The sequence below is a fragment of the Aliiroseovarius sp. YM-037 genome, assembly GCF_048060095.1.
In the GTDB taxonomy this organism is placed as follows: Bacteria; Pseudomonadota; Alphaproteobacteria; order Rhodobacterales; family Rhodobacteraceae; genus JBLUOA01.
The window spans coordinates 293,342-311,656 of sequence record NZ_JBLUOA010000002.1 but is presented as its reverse complement, the minus strand read 5'-3'; the positions used below and the strand labels follow the sequence as shown (position 1 = coordinate 311,656).

Genomic DNA, 18,315 nt, shown 5'->3' with positions numbered 1-18,315 from the left:
ACACAGACAAAACGATATCGGACGGAATCATGGACCTTTCTGATCTTGCGGACCGCGTCAAAAAAGGGGAACGCCGCGCCTTGGCCCGAGCGATCACCCTGATCGAAAGCCGGCGGGACGATCACCGCGCCGACGCGCTCGCCCTGCAAGACGCGCTGGGCGATACAGACCGATCCGCGCTTCGGATTGGTCTGTCCGGCACGCCCGGCGTCGGAAAATCGACGTTTATCGAAGCATTTGGCCTGATGCTGACCGGGCAGGGCCTGCGGGTCGCGGTTCTGGCGGTTGATCCGTCGTCGGCACGCTCCGGCGGGTCGATCCTTGGCGACAAAACCCGGATGGAACGCCTGTCGCGTGATCCAAACGCGTTTATTCGCCCGTCACCCAGCCAAAGCCAGCTTGGCGGCGTTGCACGCCGCACGCGAGAGGCCGTGGCGCTGTGCGAAGCAGCGGGGTTCGACGTTGTCCTGATCGAAACCGTCGGCGTCGGGCAATCGGAAACCATGGTTGCAGAGATGTCGGACCTGTTCGTTCTGCTGATGGCCCCGGCGGGCGGCGATGAGCTTCAGGGTGTCAAGCGCGGGATCATGGAAATCGCCGACATGATCCTTGTGAACAAGGCGGATGGAGAGTTGAAATCGACGGCAACCCGGACCTGTGCGGACTATTCGGGGGCGCTGCGGCTGCTGCGTAAACGCCCGCAAGACCCGGAGGGGTTCCCGAAAGCGATGGCGGTGTCCGCCGTTTCCGAGGACGGCCTACAAACCGCGTGGGAGGAGATGACCGCGCTTGCCGATTGGCGCAAGGAAAGCGGGCATTGGGAGTCGCGCCGCGCTGCCCAAGCCCGCCATTGGTTCGAAGAAGAACTGCGCCACGCCTTGCTCGCCCAGCTTAGCCGCGATGACGCGACCAAGACGCTGGTGCAAACGCTGGGGGAGGAGGTCGCGGAGGGCGCGATTGCCCCGGGAAAGGCTGCCGGTCAGGTGCTTGCGCATCTTGGAAAATCGGGCTGAAATCGGCACCGTCGCGAATTCGTCTTGGATTGCGCAGTCCTGCTTGACGCTCCGGGTGATTCCGCGTATTGACCGCAGACGAAATTCAGGGCGCTGCCGCCGCGGCGCCCGTTTGTGTTATCGGGCTCTGCACTCAGACCCCATAAAGACAAGGAAGAACCCCATGTCGCGCCGCTGCGAACTGACCGGAAAAGGGCCGATGTCTGGCAACAATGTCAGCCACGCCAACAACAAAACCAAGCGCCGGTTCCTGCCGAACCTGAACGACGTTTCTCTGCAGTCTGAGACTCTGGGTCGTGCGTTCAAGATGCGGATCAGCGCTGCCGCTCTGCGGACCGTCGATCACCGTGGTGGTCTGGATCGGTTCCTGGCGAAAGCCAAGGATTCGGAACTGTCCGCCAATGCGCTGAAAATCAAGAAAGATATTCAGAAGGCACAGGCGTCCGCCTGAACCGACGCTTTCTGAACCGAACCAGACGGCCCCATCGCATCGGTGGGGCCGTTTTTTGTTTTGGTCCACGCCCCGGCGTCACATTGCCGAGGAACCAAACACCGCCGCTTCACGTTGATTAGCCAGACCCGAGGCCGGTCGCGGATCTTCCGCCCGCCTTGATTGACGGAACTGTTGCGAAGGAGAGCAACCATGATGGAACTGAGCGGATTAGGTGGCCTGATCATCCTCGCCCTCGATATTTGGGCAATCGTGTCGATCATTGGATCGTCCGTATCGACCGGTAAGAAAGTCCTTTGGACGCTGTTGGTCGTTGTATTGCCGATCGTCGGCTTTATTATCTGGCTGATTGCTGGGCCACGCGGCACGGCGAGCCACGTATAGGTGACATGATCGAGGGTCCAACCCTTTCATATAAAAGACTAATCAACACCGCGAAGAACATTTCGCGGGTATCTGATGATCGCAACCTCGGCCTGATCGCGGCGGGGGTTGCGTTCTTTTCCATGCTTGCAATCTTCCCCGGCATCGCGGCGCTGATTTCGATCTGGGGTATTTTCGCGGACCCGGTGGTGATCGAAAGCCAGCTGCAATTGCTGGCCCGTTTCGTGCCGGATCAAGCCTTTCGGATATTGGAGCGGCAGGTCAACGCCCTGATTAGCGCGAATGAAAGCACGCTGGGGTGGACGACCCTGATTTCGACCCTCGCGGCGATCTGGTCCGCGCGGGCGGGGGTTGCGGCGTTGATCCGCGGCTTGAACGCGATCTATCGAGAAAGCAATCGACCCGGCCTAAAGCACTATATCGCGGCGCTTCTGCTGACGCTCGCGCTGGTGGGGGTCGGCCTGATCTCCATGACCAGCGTTGTGATTGCGCCGCTTGCCATCGCGTATTTTCCGCTGGGTGACTTCACCACGAATGTGCTTGAGGTGACGCGCTGGACTATCGCGTTTCTGGTTGCGATCTTTGGTTTGGGAATCGTCTATCGGTTCGGCCCGAACCGGCGGCACGCGCGGATCGGCTGGATCAGCCCCGGCGCGGTTGTCGCTGTGGTCATCTGGGGTGCGCTGTCGGTGGCGTTTTCCTATTACCTGTCGAATTTCGGGAATTACAACGAAGTCTATGGTTCCATCGGTGCGGTGATTGCCTTGCTGATGTGGTTCTATATCAGCGCCTATGTCGTGCTGATGGGCGCCGTCGTCAACGCGCAGCTTGAGTTGCGCACAAGGCGCGACAGCACCGTCGGCCCCGACCGCCCGATGGGGCAGCGCGGCGCCTATGTCGCAGATCATCTGGTGCGGGATGAGTCCTGACGGATCGACCGCCTGACCACGCCGATATTGCCACCCAAATTTGGAACCCGCACCCACAGTTGCGGGTTGAGTCCCCAGACATTCACCCAATTCAGGAGGGCACGATGGCTGAGCGACACAGATCAAACGACAAGCACAAAGAGTCCGAGGAAATTCTGGGCGAGGACGGGGCCGTCAGCGGGCAGGGCCGCGAAGGTGGTCGCCTCGCACGCGAGATCGGCTCAAAGGACGAGCTGAAGCGGGCAAAGGAACGCCCCGCCGGCGCAACCCGTGTGACCAAAGAGAATGAGGAGGAGGACTGACCCGTGGCCCCTTTGAAAGTTGATACTGGAACGTGGGTTCTGGTCGCAGATAGCGAAAAGGCGTTATTCCTTGAAAATATTGGCGATGCGCAAAACCCGCATTTCGAACTTCGCCGGAAGAAAGAACAGGAAAACCCCTCGGATGAGGAGCAATCCGCCAACAGGCCGGGTCGGTTCAACGACGGGCCAAGCGTCCACCGTTCTGCCGTTCAGGACACGGATTGGCATGAGCTTGCCAAGGATCGGTTCGCTGAGGATCTTTCCGATATGCTCTACAAAAGGGCGCATCGCGGGGATTTTGACAAGCTGGTGATCGTCGCCGGGCCAGAGGTTCTGGGCCGTCTGCGCGACGGGTTGCATCAGGAGGTGCAGAGCAAACTGGTGGCCGAAGTGCCAAAGAACCTGACCCACCACGCCGTGAACAGCATCGAACGTCGCGTGGCCGAGGCGCTGGCCGAACAGGATTGAGATTTCAGGATTTGACGGAAAGAAAACCCGGCCCCGCGAAGGGCCGGGTTTTTCATTGCCTATCTGCGCTTTGCCTTCACCCCGGCGTTCAGCCCATAAACAAAGGCTTGCGCCAAGGGCGGCAGATTGTTCGGCGTTTCCGCGTCGGGTTCGGCGGCGTGCGCACTGGCACGCGGGTTGTCCACCGTTTCGGGGGCGGAGGAGCCTGCGACAGCGATCAGCACCAGACCGATGCCGACATAGATCAACCCGATCACCAGCGCGGCGGTCAACGATCCATGCGCCAGCGACAGGTGTATCCACCCCGCTGCCGTCAGAAACCCGATACCAACGCACAACGCGATCAGCGCACCGACGGACAAAGCCGTCTTGCGCGCTGCACGGGCTGCGGATTGCTTGACTGCATCAAACATGCGCGGCCCTACTTCCGGGTCGCCATCATACCCACGAGGAACCCAACCCCCGCCGCGATCCCCATTGCCGCAGCCGGGTTCTTTGTCACGAACTCATCCGCTTGGTTGGTCATGTGGACGGCCTGATCCCGAGCGCGGGCAAGCTGCGCTTCGCCAGCCTCGCGGGCAGCGTCGGCTTGGGCCTTTGCGGTGTCGGCAAACTGCTGGCCCTGCGCCTTGCCCATGTCGGCGATGGTGCGGGTCAGATTGCTTAGGTCGGATTTCAGCGCCTCCATCTGCGCGCCAAGGTCTTCGGTCGTCGGGGCTTTGTTCGTTGAGGAACGAGCCATCATATTCTCCTTAAACAAGTCAATTCTCACGGTGCAAACGCGCCAGTTGCCGGATTGTTCCGTCGCGGGGCCATAGATTTTTCGCGGAACCGAATGAAAAGACTAGACGTTTTATCACTAATCGCGCCATCGGCGCATCTGACAAACAGAAAGGATACGACATGCTGTATTGGGCTTTGGTTTTCCTTGTGGTTGCGTTGATCGCAGGGGTGTTCGGATTTGGCGGCATCGCGTCGGCATCGGCTGGCATCGCGCAAATCCTGTTCTTCGTCTTTATCGTCCTGTTCGTGATCGCGATGGTTGCACGGGCGCTTCGCGGCAAAACGCCTTAACAGGCAATTGGATTGAAACGAAAAAGGGCGGCCATAGCGGGCCGCCCTTCTTTTTTGTCACTGATCGCGCGATCAGACGTTCAGCGTTTCCGTGGATGCAAAGAACATGGCTTGGCTGACGGACAGCCGCACCTGTTCTTCGGTATAGGGCTTGGAAATCAGGAAGGCCGGTTCCGGCCGTTCACCCGTCAGCAGCCGTTCGGGGAAGGCGGTGATAAAGATCACCGGCACGTCGCCGAGTGTTTCAAGCAGATCATTCACCGCGTCGATGCCGGACGAGTTATCGGCAAGCTGGATATCGGCAAGGATCAGGTCCGGGCGCTCCTTCTGGCCAAGATCGACCGCCCCCTGATGGGTCCGGGCAACGCCGGTGATGCGGTGGCCCATATCGGACACGATGCTTTCCAGATCCATCGCGATAATCGCCTCATCCTCGATGATAAGAACCTTACCGCTGATTGTGTCCGCAAGTTCCCGCTGGGCGATCAGGATGTATTCTTCGACCTCGCCCTGATCAATCTGCATGATTTTCGCGATATCGGAATAGCTGAATTCTTCGATCACATGCAGCAGCAACGCCTCGCGCGTGTTCGTGGTCAGCTTGTTCATCAGGCTTTGTGCACGGCCGCGAATGCCCTCTTCCTCGTTCTCAACCGGTGCGCCCGAACTGATCCAGATCGCGTGAAACCCTTGGAATAGCGCGACTTTCGGAGAAACTTCGCGGTTGACGCCGTCGGGATCGTTGACCATCGTCTCAAGCGTGGCAAGGGCGTATTGGTCGCCGCTGCGCTGGCTTCCGGTCAAGGCGCGGGCGTACCGACGCAGATACGGGAGCTCACCAGCGATGCGAGTCGCAAAGTCCGCGGTGTCAGAAGAGTGAGACATTATTTCACCTGCTTATTGATATTCTTCGGAACCAAACGCCGATTCAGCGCGTTAGGTTCCGAAGAAATTACGTGCGCGTATGGTAAATGTGAGGCTTCGGCAATGCGGGTGCAAGAACCTTTATGAAGAGCAAGAAAAATAAGGAAAAAGATAAAATCGATCAGCAGATTGATGAGAATTTGCGTCGTGTGTTTCAGCAAAAGGTCGATGAAGAACTGCCTGATCGCTTCAAAGACCTGATCGATCAGCTGAAAAAGCAAGAGTCAGAAAAATGAGCGCCCAAGACCCCAGAGAGGAGCTGGTAGAGCATCTTCCAGCCCTACGCGGCTTTGCGCTGTCGTTGACCCGGAACGGGTCCGCGGCGGATGACCTTGTTCAGGACACCATCGTCAAAGCCTGGTCGAATATCGAAAAATACGAGGTCGGGACAAACTTGCGGGCTTGGTTGTTCACCATTTTGCGCAACACGTTTTATTCCGGTCGCCGCAAAGCGAAACGGGAAGTCGAAGACGTTGACGGCGTCCATGCCGAACAACTGGCGCAGAAACCCGATCATGACGGGCGGCTTGCCCTTCAGGATTTTCAGGAGGCATTCAAGCAGCTTCCGGATGAGCAGCGCGAAGCGTTGGTTCTGGTCGGCGCGTCGGGCTTTTCCTACGAAGAGGCTGCGGAAATGTGCGGTGTCGCCGTCGGCACAATCAAGAGCCGCGCAAACAGGGGCCGCGAGCGGCTGACCGTTTTGCTGCATCTTGATGAGAACGAGGCGATGGAGATGACGGATCAGTCAACGATGGCCGTGATGTCAGGCAACCGCACGTCTAGCAGATGAGCGGGAGGAGCCTGCTGAACGCACTCGCGACGCGTATCGTCGCGATGCTGGCGCTGGTGTTGCTACCGCTTGGGGCCGTTGCCGTTTACCAAACTGTCCGCGTCGCCGATCAGATCAACAGTCTGACCGAGGCCGCCATGCTTGGCCGAACGTCCGACGCTGTCGATATCGCACGGCAACAGATTCAGCGCGGGTTTGGTGTGGCGAAGTCACTGGGGCAGACGGTTCTTCTGGCCAACAACGATGACGAGGCTTGCAGTGAGTTCATGCGGCGCATCGTTGATTCCGACGGTGGTTTGGTCTTTGCAGGCTTCATCGATGACGGGGCGCAGATGAACTGCGCCTCTATGGGCGCGCCGAGAGACTTAACGGATTCCAAGCGAGTCGAGGCCCTTATGGCGGCCCCGCGTCCCGTTCTTCAGGCCCGTGGGGCGGGCGCGATTACGGGTTTGTCCGTTCTGCTCATCAATCATCCGGCCTTTGAACAAGGGGATCTGCGGGGGTTCATCACCCTATCGATCCCGCGGAGTCGACTTCGTTTGAATACCGTTGGCGAAGAAGGCGATCGGCCAGAGAAATTGTTTCTTTTCAATCAAGACGGCGACGTTCTTGCATCGGATCAAGAGGATCAGACCCAGCTTGGAGGGCTACCTTTGGGGCGTGATCTGGCCGAGTTCGTCACCGGCGAGGATTTCGTGTTTCGCGGCACGACCCGCGATGGGCAGGAACGGACGTTCACTGTTCTGTCCATCGTGCCGAACACCGTTTACGCGCTCGGCGTTTGGTCCCCGAAGCAAAAGATCGTGCAGCCCACCTTCTTCACCCGCGTCGCTGCGATCTTCCCGGCGCTGATGTGGCTTGTCAGCCTCGTCGTTGCCTATTTCGCGGTGCACCGGCTTGTCATCAAGCATATCGGCCAGTTGCGCAAGAAGATGTCGAACTTTGCCGGCGGCAACCGGGCCCTTGATACGCGCCCGCTAAGCTCTGCCCCGGAGGAGCTTCAGGAGATCGACCGCACCTTCCTTGATATGGCGGACACGATCATGCGGGATGAAGCGGCGATGGAGGATTCCCTTCATGAAAAGAACGTGTTGCTGAAGGAAGTTCATCATCGGGTGAAGAACAACCTTCAACTGATCTCATCCATCATCAACATGCAGGTCCGCAAATCGAAAAGCCCCGAGGCGACCGCCGCCCTGCGGCAAGTGCAGGACCGTGTGCTCGGCCTCGCGACGATCCACCGGAACCTTTACATGACGCAGAACCTGTCGCAGGTGCGCGCGGATCAGCTGTTGGGTGAGATTGTCGATCAACTGTTGATTCTGGCGCTGCCCGCCGGGGTCGGCGTGGAAACCAAGGTGTCGATGGACCCGGTCACGATCTATCCGGATCAGGCGGTGCCGCTGTCCCTGCTGACGAGCGAACTTGCGACGAACGCGCTGAAATACATCGGTCGGCCAGAGGGTCGCGACCCCTGGGTGCGTGTCGAGTTGAAAGCGCTTGAGGGTCAGATGGTGCGGTTTGAGGTTTCAAATTCGCTGGGGACGCCGCTGGTGCAAGACAAGGAGGTCGTCAGCACCGGACTTGGCAAACAACTGATCCGCGCCTTTGCCATGCAATTGGAATCTGACGTTGAAACCGACGTCACTGACGACAGCCATACGATAAGCGTCGTGTTCAAGATTGCAGATTTCTCTGCGGAGGATGCGGAGGATGCGGAGGATGCGGAGGAGTTATCCGATGCCCCGCAAGCTTGAGGTTCTGATAACCGCCGAAGAAGCCTTCCCCGCGCTTGAGCGTTGCTTTCTTGATGCGAGGGAGGAGGTTTCGGCAGGGTTCCGTGTCTTTGACCCGTCAACGCGCCTTCGGTCAGATGAAGCGCGCGCGGTCGGGCAGACGTGGTTTGATCTGATCGTGCATACGCTGAAACGTGGCGTCCGGTTGCGGTTTGTGCTGTCAGACTTTGACCCGATCGGTGCGCCGGATCTGCATGAATCGACATGGCACAGCATCCGCCTGTTCACCGCCGCGCGGGAAATCGCAGGGAAGGGTGCGGATCTGAGCGTCATCCCCGGCATGCACCCGGCGCGGGCCGGACTGATCCCCCGGCTGGCCTTTGCGCCAAAAGTGTTTTCGAAACTGAAAGAGCAGCTAGACGACCTGAACGCGCTGGACCGCAAGGTCAGGGATAACCGCCTTCGTGACATGCCGGGTCTTCGCCGGGTGATCGACGAACGCGACGGAAGGCTGGTGCCGCGCTGGTTTTCGCTGCCGCCGCTCTATCCCGTGACGCATCATCAGAAGCTTGCGGTTTTTGATCGCTCAAAACTGTTCATTGGCGGGCTGGATGTGGATGAACGAAGATACGATACGAAGGCCCATGACCGCCCGGCGGAACGCACCTGGCACGACGTGCAGTTGTTGATCGAAGACGCCGAACTGGCAAGCCGCGCGGCGCTGCATCTGGAAACCTTCGGGCAGGTGGTCGCCGGGGATCGGGAGTGTCTGGACGCTGACGCCCATTTCCTGACGACGCTATCGGCCAAGCGGCGCTGGAACATCGCGCATCTGTCGCCCAACCCACTGCGGACAGATTTGTCAGACCGCCAGCGGGATCTGATCGACGCCACACGTCACCTGCTTTATTTCGAAACGCAGTTTTTCCGGGACGCGAAACTGGCCCGCCACATGGCGGAGGCCGCGCGGAAAAATCCGAACCTTCGCCTGCTGCTGATATTGCCCGCCGCGCCCGAGGATGTGGCGTTTGAAAACAGCGATGGGCTTGATGCCAAGTTCGGTGAGCATTTGCAGGCGAAGTGTATTCGCATCCTCGAAAAAGCGTTCGGGGATCGGATGTTCATCGGCTCTCCGGTTCAGCCGGTTGAAAAGCAAACGAGCGACCGCGATACGCTTGCCCGCGCGCCGCTGGTCTACGTTCATGCCAAGGTGTCGATCTTTGACGATGATCGGGCCGTCGTATCCTCGGCCAATCTGAACGGGCGCAGCATGAATTGGGACACGGAGGCTGGCATTTTTCTGGACGCCGAAGGCGACGTTGCTGAACTGCGCAGGCGCGTGTTTTGCCACTGGTTGCCGCAGGACGCGGGGCATGCGTTCTTTGACCTTTCGACCGCGTTTGACGCTTGGGTAGCGCTCGCGCACTCCAACGCGAAAGCAGCGCCCGAAAATCGTCGCGGCTTTATCGTGCCCTACAACGTCGCTTCGGCTGAGGAGTTCGGAACACCCGTGCCCGTCCTGCCGGATGAGATGGTCTGATCCTGATTAAGCAAGCCGAACATCACAAGGCTCCACATCAGGATCGGGATCGCGACGAGGCCGCCAATCGGCCCCCACAGCCACAGCCCCAGCACCAGCGATAGAAAAACCAGCAGCGGATTTACGGCCATTTCGCGCCCCACCAACCCCGGTGTCACGAATTGCCCTTCGGTCGCGTTCATCAGAACGAACAGCCCCGCAGGCAAGACGACAATCGGCCCGTCAAACACGATGACCCCGGCGACAAGCAGGCACACGGCGACAATAGCCGGGCCAAGGTAGAGGATGTAGTTCATCAACGCGGCAAACAGCCCCCAGAGGACCGGAGAGGGCAACCCGACCGCATAGGTCATCGCCGCGACGAAAATGCCGAAGGTCACGTTAATCATGCTGATGGTCAGGAAATAACGGGCGACGACACGTTCGGCACATAGCAGGCGGTTGCTGCTTTGCGTGATGGGCGTGTTGGGAAGCGTGTTGGCCGACAGCCAATCGTAAATCTCGATCCGGCCCAGCAGGAAGAAAAACAGTGTTCCGGCGAATAGCAGGGCTTGGGCTACAAGACCGGGGGCGAGGAACAGAATATCGCCAAGGGTTGGCAGGCCGAGCTTGGCTTCTCCGTTCTGGGTCGCGCCCGTGTTTTCGGGGTCGATGGCGCGGTTGACCTCATCCGACATATTGTCAAAGCCGCGCGCAAGGTCTTTCATCCAGTCCATCGTATCGCGCAGTTCGGCCCAGATGCGGGGGGCTTCGTCAACCGCCTGTCCGACCAGCGGGCCAAAGCCAAGGATGATCGCGAACAGCACTCCAAGACCCAGCAGCAACCCGAAGAGCGCCCCGAGCAAGTGCGGTGCCCCGATCCGGTCGAGCCGATCGGTTACCGGCGAAAGAACCACGCCAACAACCAACGCCAGCGTCACTGGCGCAAAGATGTCGGAGGCGAGTTTCAACGCAGCAAATGCCGCGACGATGGCCAAAGTCACGATCGCCCAGCGGGGCGCTGCGTCGGATTTCATGCGGACGGTCCTCTTGTTAAAAAGCTAACGCGCGGTGGTCCGGCCGGGTTCCGCGTAGCGGCATTTTTGTCTGGAACTTTGGGCGGGAGGGGCGCGTTTTCCAATCAGTGCAGTCAATAGTACCGAAAGGAGAACGACAATGAATCTCGACGAATTAAAAGGTAATTGGAAACAGATCAAAGGCGCCGCGAAACAGCAGTGGGGCGAGTTGACGGATGACGAACTGACCGAAGCCGAAGGCGATCGTGAACGCCTGATCGGTCTGGTTCAGGAACGCTATGGCAAGGCCCGCGAAGAGGCAGAGCGCGAAGTCGACGACTTCCTCAAGCGCAACTCGTAGGTTTCCGCGCTGCCGGATGGCGCTTCCGCGTGAAGCAATCATATGATCGTAAACGTCTCGTCCGCAGCATAAGTTGGGTGGATGAAACGAAAACGGGCCGGGTAGGGAAACCTACCCGGCCCGTTGTTATTTTTGGGTTCGCTCGTCAGCCAGCAATCAGGCCCATGTTTTCAAGTTTCAACAGCACTTGATGGGCGCAATTGTCGACTTCGACATTTTCGGTTTCGACCCGCAGTTCGGGGTTTTCTGGAATGTCGTAGGGGTCTGAAATTCCAGTGAATTCCTTAATTTTGCCTTCGCGGGCGAGTTTATAGAGCCCCTTGCGGTCACGACGTTCGCATTCCTCGATAGAGGTCGCGACGTGGACTTCGACAAACGCGCCGAACGCTTCGACATCCTCGCGCACCGCACGGCGGGTCGTCGCATAGGGTGCGATAGGCGCACAGATCGCGATGCCGCCGTTCTTGGTGATCTCACTCGCGACATAGCCGATGCGGCGGATGTTAAGGTCGCGGTGCTCCTTGGAAAAACCCAGCTCCGACGACAGGTTTTTGCGCACGATGTCACCGTCAAGCAGCGTCACGGGGCGGCCGCCCATTTCCATCAGCTTGACCATCAGCGCATTGGCAATCGTCGATTTGCCGGACCCGGAATAGCCGGTGAAGAACACGGTAAAGCCCTGTTTTGACCGGGCAGGCCGCGTGCGGCGCAGTTCCTTGACCACCTCGGGGAAGCTGAACCATTCCGGGATTTCCAGCCCTTCGGCCAGGCGGCGGCGCAGTTCGGTGCCTGAGATGTTAAGGATCGTAACCTTGTCTTTATCCGCAATCTCGTCATTGGGTTCGTATTGCGCGCGTTCCTGCACATAGACCATGTGCCGGAAATCGACCATCTCGACGCCGATCTCGTCCTGATACTTGCGGAAAAGCTCTTGCGCGTCGTAGGGGCCGTAGAAATCTTCTCCGGCGGAGTTTTTACCGGGGCCGGCGTGGTCGCGACCAACGATGAAATGGGTGCAGCCGTGATTGGCGCGGATCAGGCCGTGCCAGACGGCCTCGCGCGGGCCTGCCATGCGCATGGCGAGGTTCAGAAGGCTCATCGTCGTGGTGGCGGCAGGGTATTTATCAAGCACGGCCTCATAGCAGCGGACGCGGGTGAAGTGATCGACGTCGCCCGGTTTGGTCATGCCGACAACCGGATGGATCAGCAGGTTCGCCTGCGCCTCTTTCGCGGCGCGGAAGGTCAGTTCCTGGTGCGCGCGATGCAGCGGATTGCGGGTCTGGAACGCAACCACGCGCCGCCAGCCGACCTTGCGGAAATACGCGCGGAGTTCGTTGGGCGTGTCGCGGCGTGCACGGAAATCGTAGTGGACCGGTTGCTGAATACCGGTCACGGGGCCGCCGAGGTAGATCTTGCCCGCCTGATTATGCAGGTAATTCACGGCCGGATGGGCCGTGTCATCGGCACCAAAGACCTTTTCTGCCTCAAGCGCTTTGTTCGGCTCCCATCTATCCGTGACGGTCATCGTGGCGAGGATCACGCCCTCTTGATCGCGCAGCGCGATGTCCTGCCCAATCTCTAGGCCCTCGGCGAATTTTTCAGACACATCCAGCGTGATCGGCATCGGCCATAGCTTGCCATCGGCAAGGCGCATATCCTTGACGACGCCGTCGTAATCCTCTTCGCTCAGGAACCCTTTCAGCGGGTTGAAGCCGCCATTCATCAAAAGCTCCAGGTCGCAAATCTGGCGCGGGGTCAGATCCCAGCTTGTCAGCTGGCCCGCTTCGACTTTCAGCTTTTGCGCGGAATCATAGGAAACATAGAGTTCGGGAATAGGAGCGAGGTTCGGCGACATCGTCATGGTATTACTTTCGTAGCTGGTCGGGATCGGACATCCCGGTTTTGAGCGCGGCTTAGCCTGCCCAAGCGGACAGATTCAAGCGTTAGCGGCCTGATTTCGGGAAATGAGACCAAAAACCCGCGCCATTTGGCAAAAACGAGGAGATTATCCCTCATCCTCCGCCAAAAAGCGTTCAGCTTCCAGCGCCGCCATGCAGCCCATGCCAGCGGATGTCACCGCTTGCCGGTATTTATAGTCCGTCAGATCGCCCGCGGCGAAAACACCGGGAACCGACGTCGCCGTTGAGTCGGGTTTCGTCACGACGTAGCCGCCCATATGGGTTTCCAGCGTATCTTTCACCAATTCGTTCGCCGGGGCGTGGCCGATCGCGATAAAGACGCCCTTGGCCGGAATGTCCGTGATCTCTCCGGTCTTTACGTGCTTCACCTTGATGCCGGTGACGCCAAGCGGGTTTTCGTCGCCCACGACCTCCTCCAGCACATGATCCCAGAGCGGTTCGATCTTGTCATTCTTCATCAACCGGTCGATCAGGATTTTTTCGGCGCGAAGTTCGTCGCGGCGGTGGACCAGCGTGACCTTGGAGGCGAAATTGGTAAGGAACAGCGCCTCTTCGACCGCCGTATTGCCGCCGCCGATCACCGCGATTTCCTGCCCGCGGTAGAAGAACCCGTCGCAGGTCGCGCAGGCCGACACGCCGAATCCCTTGAACTTTTCCTCGGATGGAAGGCCCAGCCATTTCGCCCGTGCGCCGGTGGCGAGGATCACCGCATCGGCGGTATAAATCGTGCCGCTGTCGCCGGTCGCCGTGAACGGGCGCTTGGAAATATCAAGGTCGGTGATGATGTCGCCCACAACCTCGCACCCCATCGCTTTTGCGTGCGCCTCCATGCGGACCATCAGGTCGGGGCCTTGCACCTCGGTATCGCCGGGCCAGTTTTCGACCTCGGTCGTCGTGGTCAATTGTCCGCCGGGTTCGATTCCCTGCACCAGTAGGGGTTCGACCATCGCGCGGGCGGCGTAGACGCCTGCGGTGTAACCTGCCGGGCCGGAGCCGATAATCAGAACTTTGGTGTGACGAGTCTCTGCCATGTCGGCCCCATTGTTTGCAGCAATCCGAGCCGATATAGACGCAGGACGCGGGCGTTAAAACCCCCCGCATGGCGGCTTTGACAAAAACGCTTGATCTTGCGGGTAAATATAACTTAATTGCGCATTCTTGAAATATAATTGCGCAGGTGGGTTGCTTCACCTACAATCTGCGAAAGACCGGAGGCGTTCAATGGCAGGCACCAAACTTGATGAGATTGACCGCATGATCCTGGCGGAGCTTCAGGCAGACGGTCGCATGACCAATGTCGAACTGGCCAAACGTGTCGGAATCTCGGCACCACCTTGTCTGCGCCGGGTGCGCACGCTTGAGGAATCTGGCTACATCAAGGGCTATCACGCGGACGTGGATGCACGTGCCTTGGGGTTTGAGGTGCAGGTTTTTGCGATGGTCGGGCTGGTCAGTCAGGCCGAGGCGGACCTGTCAGCATTCGAAGAACGCTGCCGCGAATGGCCGCTGGTCCGCGAATGCCACATGCTGAACGGCGAGGTTGATTTCGTCCTGAAATGCGTCGCGCCGGACCTGTCGACGTTCCAGAACTTTCTGACCGAAGACCTGACGGCCGCCGACAATGTCGCCAGCGTCAAGACATCGCTGGTCATCCGGGGCGCGAAAGACGACCCCGGCGTGCCGTTCGATGTTCTGGAAAGCCGCCTTCAACAAACCTCCTAGGCTGCGTGAAAGCGCTCCATTTCGTCCAGCGTCAGGCTTGGCACTTCTGTCGGGCCGAAATCCTCCAGCGTCCGGCAATGCGGAAACAGCGACAGGAAGACGGACAGCATTTCGTCCGTTCGGATTTGATCGGTGGTCGCGCCGGGATGATAGCTTTCGCAGTCAAGCCCGTTGACATGGATGATCTGCTGGCTTTCGAAACCGAGGTGGAACAGTTGAACAGACGAAACCGGCGTCACGCTGATGACCGTTTCGCCGTCGACAAAACCAGCCGCTGGAAGGCAGGCGGATTTGCTGCCCATTTGCGACGATAGCTTTGTGTTTTCCTGAAACAGCCGGGCCGATGGCCCGAGCAGCAGGTCAGGCATTGGCCGCCCCAGACCGAAGCTGTCCGCCGAAATCCGGGTCAACCGGGCGTGTTCGCCATCGCGGGTTTGCGACGGGACATGGGCGGTCGATCCGATCCAGACCAGCTTGGCATAGTCGCCACAGGCCGTTTGAACATTCATGCCGGGCATCAGGTCTTCGACCGCGACCGGGCCTTCATCAGTCGCCACAATCGATCCGCGAGCAAAGGCGGAGAACGCCGCCTCAAACACCGGAAGGGCGGGCGCGATGCGCTGAAAATCGGTCAGGTGGCCCGCTTCGTTCAGGCTGCTGACATGGTAGCGGCGCAAAAGGCCGTTTCGCTGTGGGGTGGGTGTACGATTGGCGCGGCCAACGGGAACAAGGCCCGTTTGTTGCGCCGGTCTGGGCGCGAGGGGTGGGACGTGCATGCGATCTGTCCTTTCGGCGATCTCATTACTGCGGACGGCCCCCACCGAAAAATGCAGAGAGATTGGATAAACGATGACCGAAGAAACGCGCGATTGTCAACGAAACGGACTGTTTCGGGGCGCGAAAGCGGGCGGATGTGTCTATTGGGGCGGTGTTAGAGGCGGATAACCGAAATCAGCCGCCCGTAATCCGCCTCTTTTTCGTGGATCGAGCGGCGGTAGGAATAGAATCGGTCAGGGTCGGAATAGGTGCAATGATGCAGCCAGTCGGCGGAATTTATGCCCGCCTCTCTCAGCCGATGCAGCCCGAAGGCGGGCAGGTTGAACTGCGCGCGGTCCCCTTTGCCGCCGGCGAAGAAACGGCCATTGTCGTGGTCGTGGTCCAGAAACTCCTCAACAAACTCGGGCCCGACTTCGTAGGCCTGTTGGCTGAGCGACGGGCCGATCACCGCGTTGATCTGCCCGCGTTCGGCCCCAAGGTCGACCATTGCGTCGATCGTCGCCTCAAGCACGCCATCAAGTGCGCCGCGCCATCCGGCATGGGCCGCGCCAATGACGCCCGCATCGTGGTCTGCAAACAGCACCGGCTGGCAATCCGCCGACAGCACCGACAGGGCCATGCCGGGGGTGGCAGTGACCATCGCGTCGGCTTTGGGCAGCGGCGTGTCATGCGGCCCGTCAACGGTAATTACATCGGCGGAGTGGATTTGATGGACAGTGACGAGGTGCGAAGGTTCAACCTTCATCGCCTCGGCAACGCGGGCGCGGTTGATCGTGACGATGTCCGACTGATCCGTCGATCCGAACCCGCAGTTCAGCCCGTGGAACACGCCCGAGGATGCGCCGCCCTTGCGGGTAAAGAACCCGTGCCGCAGGGGGGCTAACGTATCCGCAGTCAAGATTTCCAGCGTCATGGGTCAAATCCGGGCGGTGTCGGGGTGCCGTCGGGGTGAACGGCAATCGCTTTGAAGAGCGTTCCCATTTCCTCGGGGTGCGTCAAGCGCCGATGTGCGGCAATGTGGTTTTCGAGGGCGTCTCCGGTCAGAATCTTGGCAAGCTGCTGCGCGCGGGCCGTGATCCCCAGCCGTTCCAGCAGCACGCCTTGGGGCGTCATCCGGCTTGTGCTGAGAGGGGCGGCAGCCCCGGCGAGTGCCTCGAAATCCACATGGGCGGTCAGGTCAGCCTCCCCCGGATGGGCAAGGACCGGGTCGTATGCGTGACCTTTCACAGCCTGCAATGTGTCGCCGAGCGATTTCCAGTCGCCGTAGTCGATGATAAGCGCCGCGCCGCCAAAGCGGTGGATGCGGTCGGCAACGTCCGACATGATCGCAAGGGCAGGTGCGCAGGTTTCGACCAGATCACCCTCTGCCGTATCGCCAAGCCGGTCGGACAAAGCGTCAACCGGCATTGCGGCACTCGTTCCAAAGGATAGCGCGTTCCCCTCAGCCCCGACCAGCCGTTCCCGCCAGCCGTCGCCCGCGCGAATGAACTGCCGGATCGGGAGGGCATCGAAGAATTCGTTGGCGACAAGGAAAAGCGGTGCGTTGGGCAGGTCTGCAACCGTATCGCACCAGGTCACGTCGTTGGCGGAGAGCGTCTCGCGTTGAACGCGTTTCAGGGTATCGGAGGCTTCGACCAGATGAACCCGCGCGGCGGTGTGGAACCCCGGAACCCGTGCGGTTGCACGCAGGATGTCGGCCATCAAGGTGCCACGACCGGGGCCAAGCTCTGCCAGCGTAAAGGAAGTCAGCGCCCCTTGATCTTGCCATGTTTGGGCAAGACAGAGGCCCAGAACCTCGCCAAACATCTGGCTGATCTCGGGCGCGGTTGTGAAATCTCCATCCGCGCCGAACGGATCGCGCGTCGCATAATAGCCGTGGTCGGGGTGCAGCAGACAGTCCGCCATGTAGTCGGCCACTGTCAGGGGCCCGTCCTGCGCGATCCGCGCGAGAAGATGCGGCAGCAACGCCGTCATACCCTGCGGCGCGCCCAGAGTATGAGGGCGATTCCGAGGATAATCATCGGCAGGGACAAAAGCTGCCCCATCGACATTCCGACCGGGCCGAGAGACAGGACATGACCCATCGGATTGTCAGGCGTGATGAACTGCGCATCGGCCTGCCGGAAGTATTCGACGATAAAGCGCGATAGGCCATAGCCAACCCCAAACGCCCCGGTGATTTGCCCCGGCACTTTCAGCCAGCCGCGAGACCAGGCGAGGAAGAGTAGAACGCCGCCAAGGATCAGCCCCTCAAGCCCGGCTTCATAAAGTTGCGAGGGATGACGCGCGCACAGGCCGACGACATCCGGGCAATCCTGCGCCGCCGCGCCGGGAAACGCGACACCCCAAGGCGCGTCGGTCGGACGCCCCCAAAGTTCGGCGTTGATGAAGTTGGCGATGCGGCCCAGCAACAAGCCCGGCGGGGTCGCGATGGCCATCATGTCGGCGACGCTCAGGACCGGTAGCCAGTGACGTCGGCAATAGATCAACGCGGCAAGGACTACGCCGATCATCCCACCGTGGAAGGACATGCCGCCTTGCCAGATCATCAAAATCTCTGCCGGGTTTTGCAGGTAATAGGCGGGTTGATAGAACAAAACGAAACCAAGTCGCCCGCCCAGAACGATACCAAGCACGATCCAAGTCAAAAAATCCTCGACCTGCGAAGGGGTCATCGGCGGCGTGTCATTGCGCCAAAGGCTCGCGTTTTTCACTGCGCGAACCGCGATCCGCCAACCGATTATGATGCCGACGATATACGCCATCGCATACCATCTGAGCGAAAAGGCGAAATCACCGATTTCGAGGGTGAAAATGTCAGGCCCGATATCGGGGAAGGGGATAAGACCGATCATGTCGCCTTCCTGATGTTCGCTCAAGGTGAAGTCAACCTTGTGATTTTGCCCTGACACCCCCATATAGTCGGCAAG

The 18,315-nt window shown here is 59.7% G+C and carries 23 protein-coding genes; 13 read left to right on the top strand and 10 right to left on the bottom strand.

All coding sequences use genetic code 11. The features are described 5' to 3' along the window. Positions 1-29: 29 nt before the first annotated feature. From meaB to ACEWPJ_RS12070, 6 genes are all read left to right on the top strand, one after another. Positions 30-1,013: a methylmalonyl Co-A mutase-associated GTPase MeaB gene (gene meaB / locus ACEWPJ_RS12095; protein ID WP_416513351.1), complete on the top strand. Its 984-nt coding sequence runs from the start codon at positions 30-32 to the stop codon at positions 1,011-1,013. Positions 1,014-1,176: 163 nt separating this feature from the next. After that, the gene (gene rpmB / locus ACEWPJ_RS12090; RefSeq protein ID WP_416513350.1) at positions 1,177-1,464 is read left to right on the top strand and encodes a 50S ribosomal protein L28; all 288 of its coding nucleotides are present in this window, start codon (positions 1,177-1,179) and stop codon (positions 1,462-1,464) included. A 192-nt stretch (positions 1,465-1,656) separates the two neighbouring features. Further along, positions 1,657-1,848, top strand: coding sequence for a PLDc N-terminal domain-containing protein (locus tag ACEWPJ_RS12085; protein ID WP_416513349.1), 192 nt, complete (start codon positions 1,657-1,659; stop codon positions 1,846-1,848). A 5-nt stretch (positions 1,849-1,853) separates the two neighbouring features. Further along, complete coding sequence (locus ACEWPJ_RS12080; protein ID WP_416513348.1) at positions 1,854-2,777, top strand: YihY/virulence factor BrkB family protein; 924 nt, start codon at positions 1,854-1,856, stop codon at positions 2,775-2,777. A gap of 104 nt (positions 2,778-2,881) precedes the next feature. Then, the gene (locus ACEWPJ_RS12075) at positions 2,882-3,079 is read left to right on the top strand and encodes a hypothetical protein (protein WP_416513347.1); all 198 of its coding nucleotides are present in this window, start codon (positions 2,882-2,884) and stop codon (positions 3,077-3,079) included. A gap of 3 nt (positions 3,080-3,082) precedes the next feature. After that, the gene (locus tag ACEWPJ_RS12070) at positions 3,083-3,547 is read left to right on the top strand and encodes a host attachment family protein (protein WP_416513346.1); all 465 of its coding nucleotides are present in this window, start codon (positions 3,083-3,085) and stop codon (positions 3,545-3,547) included. Positions 3,548-3,606: 59 nt separating this feature from the next. Here ACEWPJ_RS12070 and ACEWPJ_RS12065 read toward each other — a convergent pair whose 3' ends face one another. Together ACEWPJ_RS12065 and ACEWPJ_RS12060 are read right to left on the bottom strand one after the other, a co-directional pair. Next, positions 3,607-3,960 carry a phage holin family protein gene (locus ACEWPJ_RS12065; protein ID WP_416513345.1) on the bottom strand — a complete coding sequence of 118 codons (354 nt, stop codon included), beginning with the start codon at positions 3,958-3,960 and terminating at the stop codon, positions 3,607-3,609. Positions 3,961-3,968: 8 nt separating this feature from the next. Continuing rightward, positions 3,969-4,289 (bottom strand): DUF883 family protein, encoded by a 321-nt coding sequence (locus ACEWPJ_RS12060; protein WP_416513344.1) that lies wholly within the window; start codon positions 4,287-4,289, stop codon positions 3,969-3,971. Positions 4,290-4,450: 161 nt separating this feature from the next. On the opposite strand from ACEWPJ_RS12060, the gene ACEWPJ_RS12055 reads away from it, so the two are divergent. Further along, positions 4,451-4,621 (top strand): DUF1328 domain-containing protein, encoded by a 171-nt coding sequence (locus tag ACEWPJ_RS12055; protein WP_416513343.1) that lies wholly within the window; start codon positions 4,451-4,453, stop codon positions 4,619-4,621. 72 nt (positions 4,622-4,693) lie between these two features. Here ACEWPJ_RS12055 and ACEWPJ_RS12050 read toward each other — a convergent pair whose 3' ends face one another. Further along, on the bottom strand, positions 4,694-5,506 hold the full coding sequence (locus ACEWPJ_RS12050; RefSeq protein ID WP_416513342.1) for a response regulator: 813 nt from the start codon (positions 5,504-5,506) through the stop codon (positions 4,694-4,696). A gap of 122 nt (positions 5,507-5,628) precedes the next feature. On the opposite strand from ACEWPJ_RS12050, the gene ACEWPJ_RS12045 reads away from it, so the two are divergent. From ACEWPJ_RS12045 to ACEWPJ_RS12030, 4 genes are read left to right on the top strand one after another with little or no spacing between them, the layout of a single operon-like run. Beyond that, positions 5,629-5,781: a NepR family anti-sigma factor gene (locus tag ACEWPJ_RS12045; protein ID WP_416513341.1), complete on the top strand. Its 153-nt coding sequence runs from the start codon at positions 5,629-5,631 to the stop codon at positions 5,779-5,781. Further along, positions 5,778-6,335 carry an RNA polymerase sigma factor gene (locus ACEWPJ_RS12040; RefSeq protein ID WP_416513340.1) on the top strand — a complete coding sequence of 186 codons (558 nt, stop codon included), beginning with the start codon at positions 5,778-5,780 and terminating at the stop codon, positions 6,333-6,335. The genes ACEWPJ_RS12045 and ACEWPJ_RS12040 overlap by 4 nt, the downstream gene beginning before the upstream one ends. After that, a complete protein-coding gene (locus tag ACEWPJ_RS12035; protein ID WP_416513339.1) occupies positions 6,332-8,092 on the top strand; it encodes a sensor histidine kinase in 1,761 nt (586 codons plus the stop codon). The genes ACEWPJ_RS12040 and ACEWPJ_RS12035 overlap by 4 nt, the downstream gene beginning before the upstream one ends. Next, complete coding sequence (locus ACEWPJ_RS12030) at positions 8,076-9,611, top strand: phospholipase D family protein (RefSeq protein ID WP_416513338.1); 1,536 nt, start codon at positions 8,076-8,078, stop codon at positions 9,609-9,611. Before ACEWPJ_RS12035 ends, ACEWPJ_RS12030 begins: the two co-directional genes overlap by 17 nt. On the opposite strand, the gene ACEWPJ_RS12025 is transcribed toward ACEWPJ_RS12030, so the two are convergent. Then, positions 9,545-10,627 (bottom strand): AI-2E family transporter, encoded by a 1,083-nt coding sequence (locus ACEWPJ_RS12025; RefSeq protein ID WP_416513337.1) that lies wholly within the window; start codon positions 10,625-10,627, stop codon positions 9,545-9,547. The two genes, ACEWPJ_RS12030 and ACEWPJ_RS12025, sit on opposite strands and share 67 nt — an antisense overlap. Positions 10,628-10,766: 139 nt before the next feature. Between ACEWPJ_RS12025 and ACEWPJ_RS12020 the strand changes: the two genes are divergently transcribed. Next, entirely contained in the window at positions 10,767-10,967 is a 201-nt protein-coding gene (locus tag ACEWPJ_RS12020; RefSeq protein WP_416513336.1) for a CsbD family protein, read from the top strand. Positions 10,968-11,112: 145 nt separating this feature from the next. On the opposite strand, the gene ACEWPJ_RS12015 is transcribed toward ACEWPJ_RS12020, so the two are convergent. Continuing rightward, complete coding sequence (locus ACEWPJ_RS12015; RefSeq protein ID WP_416513335.1) at positions 11,113-12,828, bottom strand: bifunctional sulfate adenylyltransferase/adenylylsulfate kinase; 1,716 nt, start codon at positions 12,826-12,828, stop codon at positions 11,113-11,115. A 144-nt stretch (positions 12,829-12,972) separates the two neighbouring features. After that, entirely contained in the window at positions 12,973-13,917 is a 945-nt protein-coding gene (trxB, locus tag ACEWPJ_RS12010) for a thioredoxin-disulfide reductase (protein ID WP_416513334.1), read from the bottom strand. A gap of 190 nt (positions 13,918-14,107) precedes the next feature. On the opposite strand from trxB, the gene ACEWPJ_RS12005 reads away from it, so the two are divergent. Then, positions 14,108-14,608: an Lrp/AsnC family transcriptional regulator gene (locus ACEWPJ_RS12005; RefSeq protein WP_416513333.1), complete on the top strand. Its 501-nt coding sequence runs from the start codon at positions 14,108-14,110 to the stop codon at positions 14,606-14,608. Here ACEWPJ_RS12005 and ACEWPJ_RS12000 read toward each other — a convergent pair. The 4 genes from ACEWPJ_RS12000 to lgt all read right to left on the bottom strand — a co-directional run bounded on the left by ACEWPJ_RS12000 (position 14,605) and on the right by lgt (position 18,240). Then, positions 14,605-15,384 carry a Hint domain-containing protein gene (locus tag ACEWPJ_RS12000; RefSeq protein ID WP_416513332.1) on the bottom strand — a complete coding sequence of 260 codons (780 nt, stop codon included), beginning with the start codon at positions 15,382-15,384 and terminating at the stop codon, positions 14,605-14,607. The two genes, ACEWPJ_RS12005 and ACEWPJ_RS12000, sit on opposite strands and share 4 nt — an antisense overlap. Before the next feature lie 155 nt (positions 15,385-15,539). Further along, on the bottom strand, positions 15,540-16,298 hold the full coding sequence (gene pgeF / locus ACEWPJ_RS11995) for a peptidoglycan editing factor PgeF (protein ID WP_416513331.1): 759 nt from the start codon (positions 16,296-16,298) through the stop codon (positions 15,540-15,542). Then, on the bottom strand, positions 16,295-17,359 hold the full coding sequence (locus ACEWPJ_RS11990) for a class I SAM-dependent methyltransferase (protein ID WP_416513330.1): 1,065 nt from the start codon (positions 17,357-17,359) through the stop codon (positions 16,295-16,297). Before ACEWPJ_RS11990 ends, pgeF begins: the two co-directional genes overlap by 4 nt. Further along, positions 17,356-18,240 carry a prolipoprotein diacylglyceryl transferase gene (lgt, locus tag ACEWPJ_RS11985; RefSeq protein ID WP_416513329.1) on the bottom strand — a complete coding sequence of 295 codons (885 nt, stop codon included), beginning with the start codon at positions 18,238-18,240 and terminating at the stop codon, positions 17,356-17,358. The genes ACEWPJ_RS11990 and lgt overlap by 4 nt, the downstream gene beginning before the upstream one ends. Between the last annotated feature and the right edge of the window lie 75 nt (positions 18,241-18,315).